Source organism: Psychrobacter sp. ASPA161_9 (assembly GCF_051970275.1).
In the GTDB taxonomy this organism is placed as follows: domain Bacteria; phylum Pseudomonadota; class Gammaproteobacteria; order Pseudomonadales; family Moraxellaceae; genus Psychrobacter.
On sequence record NZ_JBEFNI010000014.1, the window covers coordinates 24892 to 38165 of the forward strand.

A 13274-nucleotide genomic window follows, 5' to 3' on the forward strand; every position below is an offset into this window, starting at 1 on the left:
TTTAATTATAATTACATGTTAAACATTTGCTATTAAGACTGACTATCTTGGTTGAGCTCTTGTGCGAAGGCTTCATCGAAACTGGCAAAGTCTTTGCTATCAGTGCTAGCAGTCATATCAAACGCTGCATTAATGTCTTTATCAAGCAGCTTCTGTTCAGCTTTCTCTTTACGAGCTTTATGATAAGCAAGACCAGTACCCGCTGGAATTAGGCGACCAACAACGACGTTCTCTTTCAGACCGCGTAGTTCATCTACCTTACCAGTAACGGCAGCAGCAGTTAGGACACGAGTCGTTTCCTGGAACGACGCTGCTGAGATAAAGCTTTCTGTTGCAAGACTGGCTTTGGTGATACCAAGTAGCTGACGCTCATACTGTACTGGGAATTTATCTTCCGCTTCTAGTTTTGCGTTAAGTGCTCTGATATCAGCATATTCAGCTTGATCGCCTTTGAAGTGACTTGAATCACCACCATCGGTAATTTCAACTTTGCGTAGCATTTGGCGAATGATAACTTCAATGTGCTTGTCGTTAATCTTCACACCTTGCAGACGATAAACATCCTGTACTTCGTTAACGATATAGTTAGCAAGTGCTGTCTGGCCTTTTAGACGTAAGATATCGTGTGGGTTTTGTGGACCATCAGCGATAACTTCACCACGAGCTACTGTCTCATTTTCAAAGACGTTAATTTGACGCCATTTAGGGATTAGCTCTTCATGTACTTCACCATCTTCATTGGTGATAATAAAGCGATTTTTGCCCTTAGTTTCTTTACCAAAGCTGACTACACCAGTCATCTCTGCCATGATGGCATGATCTTTTGGACGACGTGCTTCGAATAAATCAGCAACACGTGGTAGACCACCGGTAATATCTTTAGTACCTGAAGTAGCTTGTGGTACACGACCTAAGATTGAACCTGCCGCTACTTTTTCACCATCGCTAACACGAATGATCGTTTCAGCAGGTAAGAAGTAAATTACTTCTTTGCCTTCGTCAGTATTCAAGATAATGGCAGGACGTAAGTCTTTTGCAGTACTTGAACGGTCACGAGTAGCAAGAATCTCAAATGAGCTCATACCAGTCGCGTCATCAACTTTAACAGTTGCCGTCATACCATCAGTAATTTCACTAAAGCGTGCTGTACCAGCAAATTCAGTGATGATTGGATGCGTATGCGGATCCCATTTAGCGATAGTCTGGCCACCTTCGACCTGATCTTCATGCTTCACTAATACACTTGAACCATAAGGTACTTTATAACGCTCACGCTCACGACCAAGCTCATCAGTTAAGGCAATTTCAGCAGAACGAGAAACAATAACTAAGTGACCGTCAGTATGCTGAACTGTCTTCATATTCTCGAAATGCGCTTGACCAGCATTACGGACTGAGATGCTATTATCCACTGATGCTGAGCTTGCTGCCCCGCCCACGTGGAAAGTACGCATCGTAAGCTGTGTACCAGGCTCACCGATAGACTGTGCTGCCATGACACCAACTGACTCACCGATATTCACTTTATGACCACGAGCAAGGTCACGACCATAGCACTGTGAACAAACACCATGTGCTACGTTACAAGTAATCACCGAGCGTACCCAGATGTCATCGATTGCATTTTCGTCAAGCACATTAACCCAATGCTCATCGATCAAAGTACCCGCTGGAACCAAGATTTTTGAATCATCATCATTGTACGTGACATCACGCGCTGTAACACGTCCAAGTACTAGATCACCAAGTTTTTCAATGATCTCGCCACCTTGGATGTGCGGCGTCATGAGCAAGCCTACATCAGTACCACAGTCATCAGTAGTAATAACTAAATCTTGTGCGACATCAACCAAACGACGAGTCAAATAACCTGAGTTAGCCGTTTTCAATGCGGTATCTGCTAGACCTTTACGCGCACCATGCGTTGAGATAAAGTACTGAAGTACTGTTAAGCCTTCACGGAAGTTAGCTTTAATCGGCGTCTCGATAATTGAGCCATCCGGCTTTGCCATCAAACCACGCATACCAGCAAGCTGACGAATCTGTGCAGCACTACCACGAGCACCCGAATCCGACATGATATAGATTGAGTTAAAAGACTTTTGCTCTTCTTCTTCACCTTGAGCATTGATTACTTTATCAGTAGCCAAGTTGTCCATCATCGCCTTAGCGACTTTGTCGTTAGTACGTGACCAAATATCGACAACTTTGTTATAACGCTCACCAGCAGTCACAAAACCTTGCTCAAACTGGTCTTCAATTTCACGAACTTCGGCTTCAGCAACTTCAATAATCTGCTTTTTGCTTGGTGGAATGACCATGTCATCGATACCAACAGATACACCAGATAGTGTCGCTTGAGCGAACCCTAGGTACATTAATTGGTCAGCGAACATGACACTACCTTTGGCGCCCATCTTACGATAGCAAGAGTTAATCAAACGTGAGATGTTTTTCTTAGTCATCTCTTGGTTGCACTCATCAAACGCCATACCTTTTGGCATGATATTCCAGATAAGCAGACGACCAGCAACAGTTTCCTTTAGACTAACTTCTTTGTTGGTTTCGTTGCCTTCTTCATCGATATGTGTCTCAGTAACACGCACTTTAATCTTTGCGTTTACATGCAAATCATTTGAACCGATGGCACGTAATGCTTCATTGACGGTAGCAAAAATCATGCCCTCGCCTTTGGCATTCACTGATGAGCGACTGATGTAATACAAACCAAGTACCACATCTTGTGACGGTACAATAATCGGATCACCGTTAGCAGGTGACAAGATGTTGTTGGTTGACATCATTAGCGCACGTGATTCGAGTTGTGCCTCTAACGTCAATGGCACGTGTACTGCCATTTGGTCACCATCAAAGTCAGCGTTGAAAGCAGTACAAACGAGCGGATGCAGCTGGATAGCTTTACCCTCGATTAGTACAGGCTCGAACGCTTGTAGACCCAAACGGTGAAGCGTTGGTGCACGGTTTAGTAGTACTGGATGCTCACGGATAACCATGGCCAGCATATCCCACACTTGTGGCTCTTCACGTTCGACCATTTTTTTGGCCGCTTTAATCGTGGTTGCCATACCGTGTGACAATAATTTTGAATAAGTAAACGGCTTGAATAGCTCAAGTGCCATTTTCTTAGGCAAACCACACTGATGCAGACGTAGCGTTGGACCTACTACGATAACCGAACGACCAGAATAGTCGACACGTTTACCAAGTAAGTTTTGACGGAAACGACCTTGCTTACCTTTGATCATATCAGCCAAAGATTTGAGTGGACGCTTGTTACTACCAGTAATAGCACGACCGCGACGGCCGTTATCTAATAAAGCATCAACTGATTCTTGTAACATACGCTTTTCGTTACGTACGATAATATCAGGAGCGCTTAGCTCTAATAGACGCTTTAGACGGTTGTTACGGTTAATGACGCGGCGATACAAATCGTTTAGATCTGAGGTCGCAAAACGTCCGCCTTCTAGTGGCACTAGTGGGCGCAAATCTGGTGGTAGTACTGGCAAGATGGTCATTACCATCCACTCAGGCTTATTATTAGAATCACGGAATGCTTCTAATAATTTAAGACGCTTAGACATCTTTTTAAGCTTAGTCTCAGAACCTGTCTGCGGAATAGCTTCGCGTAGCTCGTCAATCTCAAGGTCTAAATCAATATCTTTTAATAGATCTTGTACGGCTTCAGCACCCATCTTGGCTACGAATTCATCGCCAAATTCTTCAAGGGCTTTATAATAATCTTCATCATCAAGCAGCTGATATTTCTCTAAGCTAGTTAAACCTGGCTCAGTAACGATATAGCTTTCAAAATACAATACACGTTCAATATCGCGCAAAGTCATGTCTAATAATAGACCAATACGGCTTGGTAATGACTTTAGGAACCAAATATGCGCAACAGGACTCGCTAGGTCAATGTGACCCATGCGATCACGACGAACTTTAGCGGTAGTGACTTCAACGCCACATTTTTCACAAATTACGCCTTGGAATTTACGGCGCTTATATTTACCACACAGGCACTCAAAATCTTTAACTGGACCAAAGATTTTGGCACAGAACAGACCGTCACGCTCAGGCTTGAAGGTACGATAGTTAATCGTTTCAGGCTTTTTAACTTCACCATGCGACCATGATTTAATAACATCAGGTGACGCTAAGGTAATTTGAATACTATCAAACTCACGATTACCGCTAGCGGTAGGGCTTTGCATAATATCGAGTAAATCTTTCAAGTTGCTTCTCCGTTATCTTTATAATCATCTGGCCGCGTTATACAACGTAATGCGGATAAGATGAATGAAGGCAATGAATAGGGTTGAGATAAATGACTAAAAGCAGCAGCAATTAGGCGTGCTGCCTTTAGTGTGACAACTAAGTTTAGAATCAATAAAGCTTTTAAACTTAGTGGGTCTCTTTTAACTCAATATTAAGACCTAGTGATTTGATTTCTTTGGTCAGTACGTTAAACGATTCAGGCATGCCTGGATCCATATACTGCTCACCATCAACGATGTTTTTATACATACGCGTACGGCCTTCAACGTCATCCGACTTCACAGTCAGCATTTCTTGCAACGTATAAGTCGCACCATATGCTTCTAGTGCCCACACTTCCATCTCACCGAAGCGCTGACCACCAAACTGAGCTTTACCACCTAGCGGCTGCTGAGTCACTAGTGAGTAAGAACCAGTTGAACGCGCATGCATTTTGTCATCAACCAAATGGTTAAGCTTAAGCATATACATATAACCGACCGTCACTTTACGGTCAAACTTCTGACCCGTACGACCATCATACAACGTCTGCTGACCATCGCGTGCCATACCAGCAAGCTCTAGCAAGTCTTTAACTTGATGCTCATGCGCACCATCAAACACTGCCGTGCCCATCGGTACACCAGCACGTAAATTGTCCGCCAGCGCCATGATGTCATCATCAGTTAAGCTATCAAGATCAACTTGTTCGCCACCAACTTTGTTATAGATTTGGTCTAAGAAATCACGTAAATCTTTAATCGCTGCTTGTGCTTTGAGCATACCATCGATTTTGTCACCTAGGCCTTTTGCTGCCATACCTAAATGCGTCTCTAATACCTGACCGATGTTCATACGCGATGGTACGCCAAGCGGGTTCAATACGATATCGACTGTATTACCATTCTCATCATAAGGCATGTCTTCAACCGGCATAATGCGCGATACCACACCTTTGTTACCATGACGACCAGCCATCTTATCACCAGGCTGAATACGACGCTTAACCGCTAAATACACCTTGACGATTTTTTGAACGCCATGTTGTAAGTCATCACCTGCCGTTAATTTACGTTTCTTTTCAGCAAACTTAGTATCGATATCTTTTTGCTTATCGACTAAGTACTCTGCAATTTGTGTCAAACGCTCAGATATTTCTTCTTCAACTGGCTGGATATCAAGTAAAGTCTCAAGGCTCATATCTTTCATATCAGCCAAAGCCATAACTGTACCGGCTTTTAGACCAGAACCGCCGCTGACTTTTTGACCATCAAGTAGATTACCAATACGTCCACGTGCTGCTTCTTCAAAGATACGTAACTCTTCTTTCAAATCTTTACGGTAGCTATCAAGCTGCGACTTTTCAATCGCTTTTGCACGCGCGTCTTTTTCGACACCATCACGGGTGAAGACCTGTACGTCAATAACCGTACCTTTGCTTGATGTAGGCACACGTAATGAGGTGTCTTTAACATCAGCCGCTTTTTCACCAAAGATGGCCCGTAGTAGCTTCTCTTCTGGCGTTAGTTGCGTCTCACCTTTTGGCGTGACTTTACCAACCAAGATATCACCTGCGTCAACTTCAGCACCGATATAGACAATACCTGCTTCATCAAGACTTGATAAAGCGGCTTCACCAACGTTTGGAATATCAGCAGTGATTTCTTCTGTTCCAAGCTTGGTATCACGCGCCACACAAGTCAATTCTTGAATATGAATAGTAGTGAAACGATCTTCTTTAACTACTTTTTCAGACAGCAAGATTGAATCTTCGAAGTTATAACCGTTCCACGGCATAAATGCGATGCGAATGTTCTGACCCAATGCTAGCTCACCAAGATCCGTTGACGGACCATCAGCCAAGATATCACCCAAAGCAATCTCGTCGCCTTGGTTAACGATGATACGTTGGTTGATACAAGTGTTTTGGTTAGAGCGTGTATATTTGATCAAGTTGTAGATATCGATACCCGCTTCACCAGCAGTCATCTCGTCTTCGTTCACACGCACTACGATACGCGATGCATCAACATCTTCAATCACACCGCCACGCTTAGCGATAACACAAACACCAGAGTCACGAGCAACATGACGCTCCATACCAGTACCAACTAACGGCTTATCAGCACGTAATGTTGGAACGGCCTGACGCTGCATGTTCGAGCCCATCAAGGCACGGTTAGCATCATCATGCTCAAGGAATGGAATAAGACCTGCTGCTACCGAAACGACCTGACTTGGCGACACATCCATATGCGTCACTTTTTCTGGCGGCATACGAACGAATTCACCATAGCTACGCACACTGACCATTTCATCAGAAAGTGCACCATCTTCAGTCACTGGTGAGTCGGCCTGTGCAATCACAGTACCTACTTCTTCAATCGCTGATAAATACTCAATAACGTCTGTTACTTTACCATCAACCACACGGCGATAAGGCGTCTCTAAGAAGCCAAAGCTGTTGGTTTTAGCAAAGGTCGCAAGCGAGTTGATAAGACCAATGTTTGGACCTTCAGGAGTCTCAATCGGGCAAACACGACCATAATGCGTATCATGTACGTCACGTACTTCAAAGCCTGCACGTTCACGAGTCAGACCACCTGGCCCTAATGCTGATACACGGCGTTTATGCGTGACTTCAGACAACGGATTGTTCTGATCCATAAACTGTGACAACTGACTTGAACCAAAGAATTCTTTGACAGCAGCAGCAACAGGTTTTGAGTTAATCAAATCTTGTGGTGATAAGTTATCAGACTCAGCTGAGCTTAAACGCTCTTTTACTGCACGCTCAACACGTACCAGACCAACACGGAACTGGTTCTCTGCCATCTCACCAACCGAACGAATACGACGGTTACCTAAATGGTCAATATCATCAACTTCGCCGCGACCATTACGGATCTCGATAAGCTCTTTTAGAACGTTAACGATGTCATCATTAGTCAGTACACTGCGCTTGCGTTGGATATCAGGATCATCTGTATTATCAAAGTCTAAACCTAAACGGCGGTTAAACTTCATGCGACCGACATTCGATAAGTCATAACGATCAGCGTTAAAGAACATGCTGTCAAATAGCTTCTCAGCGGTTTCAACCGTTGGTGGCTCACCTGGACGCATGACTTTATAGATCTCGATTAGAGCTTCTTCACGGCTTGAAGTGCTATCAGCGCGTAACGTATCAGCGATATAACTACCCTGATCGATATCATTGGTAAATAGAATGCTGATTTCTTTGATGTCAGTAGCGCTTAATTTAACCAATAATTCATGGTCAATTGGCGTGTTTGCACGAGCAAGCACTTCATCATCAACGATGATATCTTCAGCTAAAATACGCTCATATAGGTATTCATCAGGTACAGCAATTTTCGTCATGCCTGCTTCTTCAAGCTGACGGATACGGCGTGCATTAATACGCTTGCCTTGCTCTACCAATACATCACCCTCAGGTGATACGATATCAAACTGCGCCATCTCACCACGTAGGCGATCAGCAACTAGATCAATTTCGAACTGCTCTTCACCTTTATAAACAGCCACTTTATCGAAGAAAATATCTAAGATCTCAGCAGTGCTTAGGCCTAGTGCGCGTAAAATAATAGAAGCTAGTAATTTACGACGACGGTCAATACGTGCAAAAACTAAGTCTTTGGCATCAAATTCAAAGTCAAGCCATGAGCCACGATAAGGGATAATACGTGCGTTATAAAGCACTTTACCACTTGAATGTGACTTACCTTTATCATGATCAAAGAATACACCAGGTGAACGATGCAATTGCGATACGATAACCCGTTCAGTACCATTAATAATAAAGGTACCGTTATTGGTCATCAATGGCATCTCGCCCATGTATACACTTTGCTCACGGATATCTTTGATAGCCGCTTTACTGTCTTTATCTTTGCTGTCTTTATCTTTGATAATTAGGCGAATTTTGACACGCATAGGGGCTGCGAAAGTTGAGCCGCGTAAAATACATTCACGCTCATCAAACTCAGGTGTACCTAAGTAATATTCAACGAATTGTAACTCTGCATTACCAGAGTGACTTTCGATAGGGAAAATAGAGGAATACGCAGCTTGCAAACCAGTATTCTCACGAGCTTTTGGCTTTTTATGCTCTTGCAAAAATTGCTCGTAAGAATCTACTTGGATAGACAGTAAATATGGGATGTCCATCACAGTGGGCAATTCAGCAAAACTTTTGCGAATACGCTTTTTTTCAGTATAAGAATATGCCATCGAGAGTCCTTACAGTAGACGTGAAAACAAATGAAAAGCGTGGCCAGCATGCATCAATACTATGCAAACTTAGCGACGTAAACGATAATAAAATAAAAATTCTTACTAAAACTGTTTTTTGTAGACAAATACTTCTACTAAAACAGCTGTTTAACTTAATTGGGTTCTAACGGTCGTTGCATAAAAACAATGTACTAAAATCAATACATCAACACGACTATATGAGCACTTTTGCTTGAGATTTCAATAGTAAACCTTGCTAATCTTCTAGCGTCTCATCTCTAAATTATATTATATATATGACATGAATAGTATCGTCGCTAATATCTACCGTCCATGAACCATTTACCGACAGTAAAACCATGCTAGACTATTTAGAATTAAAAAATTAGGATCAATATAAATATTATTAATAAAAGGAAAGTATGCAGACACAAAAAAATGCCAAACATCTAACGACATTTAGCTTACGTTAACTAATTTCAAAAACTGGCGTGTTTGCGTACATGTATATCGTGTGTCCTTTTGATAGGTATCCACCGCATTAATGCGTACGTATATTGGCAGACACAAAAGGTCAAGCTACGAATTATAATAAAAAAAAGCTGGCAATGCAAGGCATCACCAGCTTTTTTTCGTAACGCGTTAAACTTATTTTAGTTCAACAGTAGCGCCGGCTTCTTCAAGTTTCTTTTTCAACTCTTCAGCTTCAGCTTTGTTAACGCCTTCTTTGATTGGTGCTGGAGCACTTTCAACCAAATCTTTCGCTTCTTTCAGGCCAAGACCAGTAGCTTCACGTACGGCTTTAATTACGCCAACTTTCTTCTCGCCAAAGCTGGCAAGAACTACATCAAACTCGTCTTTTTCTTCAGCAGCAGCAGCAGCAGGGCCAGCAGCAGCAGGTGCAGCAGCAACAGCAGCTGTTACGCCGAATTTTTCTTCCATAGCGCTGATTAATTCAACGATATCCATTACTGACATTTCAGCGATTGCGTTTAACACGTCATCTTTAGATAGTGCCATGAGAACTCTCCGTTATCTGATAAAAATTAATTGATTTTAATATCGCTTTGATTGCTTGCCAAATTTTCAAATAGTTATGACAATTAAGTACAATCAGCGATGTCAAAGTTACGTTAAAACAAGCAATTAAGCAGCTTCTTTTGCGTCTTTGATTGCTGCAACAGTGCGAACGAACTTGCCAGGAACTGCGTTCATAGTCTGGACAAGCTTGGTCACTGGTGCATTCATAGTAGCCATCAAGATAGAGATTGCTTCGTCGCGAGTTGGTAGCTTCGATACGCGCTCTAGCTCTTCTGGACCATAAACAACACCACCAACTGATACCAATTTGGTCTCTAAAGCTTTGTGATCTTGACTGAAGTCGAAAACGACTCGAGCAGCAGATCCCAAATCTTCCATAGAGAAAGCCAAAAGTAATGGACCAGTCATACGGTCTGACATGCTCTCAAACTTAGTGCCTTCAAAAGCGCGTTTTGCTAGGGTGTTTTTCACCACTTTCAAAACGACGCCTTTCTCACGGGCTTGTTCGCGCAGCTTAGTAAGCTTTGCAACACCAATACCATGATATTCGGCAGCTACTGCTGAGTAAGCATTAGCAGCAACTTCAGACACTTCAGCCACAACTTGTTGTTTTTGCTCTAGCGTTAATGCCATAAGTTGACTCCTTTAATCTAATCAATCTGCTAATCATCTAAAAACTCCAAAACCGAGGTTTTGAATAGTTTAAATAGCTAACTAAGACTGACTTGATACGATACGTTATTCGTAAATTCCATGAAATAGAATCTACTCGTAACGACTGATTACGGCACCGTTATCAGAATGACATCAAGTGATAGGTTACCCTATCGGCTCTTATCAACAACTGGGTGGGTCACCGTCTGCGTAGGACAACTAAGATTTTCATCTGTCGTCGATTAACAAAAGCAGCTCATCGCCATCAATAATAATCCGAGAATCATTAATAATAACGCAAAACCGATTTCTACCTACGGTCTTAGACAGCATAGCGTTTGCTACGCTGACCTAATTCTTTAAAATATTTTTATGTCCTTTATTTGAAATCGTCAAATAAAGGCACATGTTTAATTATTTTGCTGTGCGATATGGAACAGGATCAATCGTGATACCTGGGCCCATAGTGCTAGACAAGGTAATTTTCTTAATGAAAACACCTTTAGAAGTAGCAGGTTTAGCACGCTTTAGATCTGTGATTAGTGCTTGAGCGTTTTGGATAACTTGCTCAGCAGTGAAACCAACTTGACCGATAGTGGTATGGATAATACCCGCTTTATCAACACGATACTGAGCCTGACCAGCTTTAGCGTTAGTTACAGCTTCAGCAACGTTAGGCGTTACCGTACCGACTTTTGGGTTAGGCATTAGACCACGTGGACCTAGGATAGTACCTAACTGACCAACAACACGCATTGCATCAGGAGCAGCAATAACAATATCAAAGTCCATGTTACCAGCTTTGATTTGCTCTGCTAAATCTTCAAAACCAACGATGTCAGCACCAGCTTCTTTGGCGGCTTCAGCAGCAGCGCCTTGAGCAAATACAGCAACGCGTTTGGTTTTACCAGTACCAGCAGGTAGGTTGGTAGCGCCACGAACGACTTGATCAGATTTACGTGGGTCAACGCCCAAGTTTACTGCAATGTCGATAGACTCTTTGAATTTTAGTGCTGGCAAATCATTTAAGATTTGAACCGCTTCTTCAAGTGTGTATAACTTTTCGTTTTCTACACGCTCAGCGATTAATTTTTGACGCTTAGTAAGTTTACTCATTTACACACCCTCCACGGTAATACCCATTGAACGTGCAGTACCAGCGATGGTACGGACAGCAGCATCAAGATCAGCAGCAGTTAAGTCTGCATCTTTAGTCTTGACGATATCTTCTAATTGCGCACGATCGACTTTACCGACTTTAGCGGTGTTTGGTGTACCAGAACCTTTAGCGATGCCAGCAGCCTTACGTAGTAAGTATGCAGCTGGTGGTGACTTCATGATGAAGGTGAAAGACTTATCGCTATATACAGTGATCTCAGTAGGAATCGGTAAACCCGGCTCTTGATTTGAGGTCGCAGCGTTAAATTCTTTACAGAACGCCATGATGTTCACGCCTTTTTGACCCAATGCTGGACCAATCGGTGGTGAAGGATTTGCTTTGCCTGCAGGCACTTGCAGTTTGATGTAACCATCAATCTTCTTAGCCATGATACTCTCCTAAATGGGTAATAGCGCCAAATCAATATGGTATAACCCTTATTGACTAACAGCTCCCCGGTTGATGAATTTTTTGCTGGTTTAGTCTAGCTTTTCAACTTTACTAAACTCAAGCTCAACCTGAGTAGGTCGATTAAATACGTTTACAGTTAACTGTAATTTAGACTTTTCATAATCCACTTTTTCTACCAACCCTTTAAAGTCAGTAAATGGACCATCAATAACCAATAACTCTTCGCCCGGCTCAAATAACGTTTTTGGACGTGGGTTGGTTTCAGTCTGATTTAAACGGTTAAGAATACGATCCGCTTCTACTTGAGTAATAGGCGCAGGAGTCTCAGGCGTACCACCAATGAAACCCATAATACGTGGGCATTCTTTAACAATATGCCAAGTATTATCGTTCATTTCCATTTGGATCAATACGTACCCTGGAAAGAACTTACGCTCACTCTTACGCTTTTTGCCGTCTTTCATTTCGACGACTTCTTCAGTAGGAACCAATACATCACCGAAATTTTCAGCAAAGTCGCTACGATTAATGCGCTCGATTAATGAGCGTTGCACTTGTTTTTCATATCCTGAAAACGCTTGGACAATATACCAACGCATATCACGCTCCTAATCGTTATAAGTAAAAGTTTGGGTTAAAGGAAGCTAATACGCTTCTATTAACCGATAAACAAACCAACGAACCAATTAAAAAAGTTATCTAATAACCAAATAAAAAACCCAACAATCGCAATCACAACAATCACTTGCCATGTGTATTGAAAGGTCTCATCTTTACCTGGCCACGTGACACGGCGCAGTTCAACTGCCGCATCTCTTAGTAATATTTTAAATGCGCGACCTTGATTGGTTAACGCTAGACATACTAGTGCAAACACAATAAGCGCGACAATAATACCAATACGTACCCAAACATCATTGGCAAGTTGCCAGTAACCAGGTAGGTATTGATTAACTAAAGTCGCGCCGATCAAAGCAGCTATGGCTAATAGCCATAATACCAAATCTTTTGCTGAACCAGTTTTGGCAACTTCAACGGCAGACGTATTCACCGATGATATGTGCTTATTTTTAGTCAGCATTCCACCAGCAACCGCCTTGGCATCAGATAACTTAGAATCGAGGTTATCTTGATTATCGCTCATAGAGAACTCGCTTTGGAGATGGTGGCTTACAATAAAGAATTTGGTAAGAAGATGGCAGGCGATGTAGGACTCGAACCTACAACCCTCGGTTTTGGAGACCGATGCTCTACCAATTGAGCCAATCGCCTATGGGTGTTGAGGCTGATAATTATACAAGCTTTTAATTAGAATGCAAGTTTTAACACAATATTTTATTACTTTATTCTAATCAATTGGCTATTAACAACAAAATTAGGATTACAGAGAACAAATTTGTATAGTTATGTCTTAGCAACCTTAATGACTTTTTGCTTAACTAATATACGGATATGATGAAAATTAACAATA

The 13274-nt window shown here is 42.2% G+C and carries 8 protein-coding genes and 1 tRNA gene; all 9 read right to left on the reverse strand.

The genetic code is table 11. The annotated features are described in order from the left end of the window. Positions 1-32: 32 nt before the first annotated feature. The 9 genes from rpoC to ACTQ9S_RS13445 all read right to left on the reverse strand — a co-directional run bounded on the left by rpoC (position 33) and on the right by ACTQ9S_RS13445 (position 13075). Positions 33-4259, reverse strand: a complete 4227-nt coding sequence (rpoC, locus tag ACTQ9S_RS13405; protein ID WP_350655977.1) for a DNA-directed RNA polymerase subunit beta' — start codon at positions 4257-4259, stop codon at positions 33-35. Positions 4260-4428: 169 nt separating this feature from the next. Next, a complete protein-coding gene (gene rpoB, locus ACTQ9S_RS13410) occupies positions 4429-8535 on the reverse strand; it encodes a DNA-directed RNA polymerase subunit beta (RefSeq protein WP_068037963.1) in 4107 nt (1368 codons plus the stop codon). A 651-nt stretch (positions 8536-9186) separates the two neighbouring features. Continuing rightward, on the reverse strand, positions 9187-9558 hold the full coding sequence (rplL, locus tag ACTQ9S_RS13415) for a 50S ribosomal protein L7/L12 (RefSeq protein ID WP_011514491.1): 372 nt from the start codon (positions 9556-9558) through the stop codon (positions 9187-9189). Positions 9559-9684: 126 nt separating this feature from the next. Next, positions 9685-10212 carry a 50S ribosomal protein L10 gene (gene rplJ / locus ACTQ9S_RS13420; RefSeq protein ID WP_440455225.1) on the reverse strand — a complete coding sequence of 176 codons (528 nt, stop codon included), beginning with the start codon at positions 10210-10212 and terminating at the stop codon, positions 9685-9687. Positions 10213-10647: 435 nt separating this feature from the next. Then, a complete protein-coding gene (gene rplA / locus ACTQ9S_RS13425) occupies positions 10648-11349 on the reverse strand; it encodes a 50S ribosomal protein L1 (RefSeq protein WP_068329499.1) in 702 nt (233 codons plus the stop codon). Next, complete coding sequence (rplK, locus tag ACTQ9S_RS13430; RefSeq protein ID WP_010201717.1) at positions 11350-11781, reverse strand: 50S ribosomal protein L11; 432 nt, start codon at positions 11779-11781, stop codon at positions 11350-11352. Positions 11782-11871: 90 nt separating this feature from the next. Further along, positions 11872-12402, reverse strand: a complete 531-nt coding sequence (gene nusG, locus ACTQ9S_RS13435; RefSeq protein WP_068037974.1) for a transcription termination/antitermination protein NusG — start codon at positions 12400-12402, stop codon at positions 11872-11874. Positions 12403-12461: 59 nt separating this feature from the next. Continuing rightward, positions 12462-12947 carry a preprotein translocase subunit SecE gene (secE, locus tag ACTQ9S_RS13440; RefSeq protein ID WP_068037977.1) on the reverse strand — a complete coding sequence of 162 codons (486 nt, stop codon included), beginning with the start codon at positions 12945-12947 and terminating at the stop codon, positions 12462-12464. 52 nt (positions 12948-12999) lie between these two features. Beyond that, positions 13000-13075: transfer RNA gene (locus ACTQ9S_RS13445), tRNA-Trp, on the reverse strand. Positions 13076-13274 lie beyond the last annotated feature (199 nt).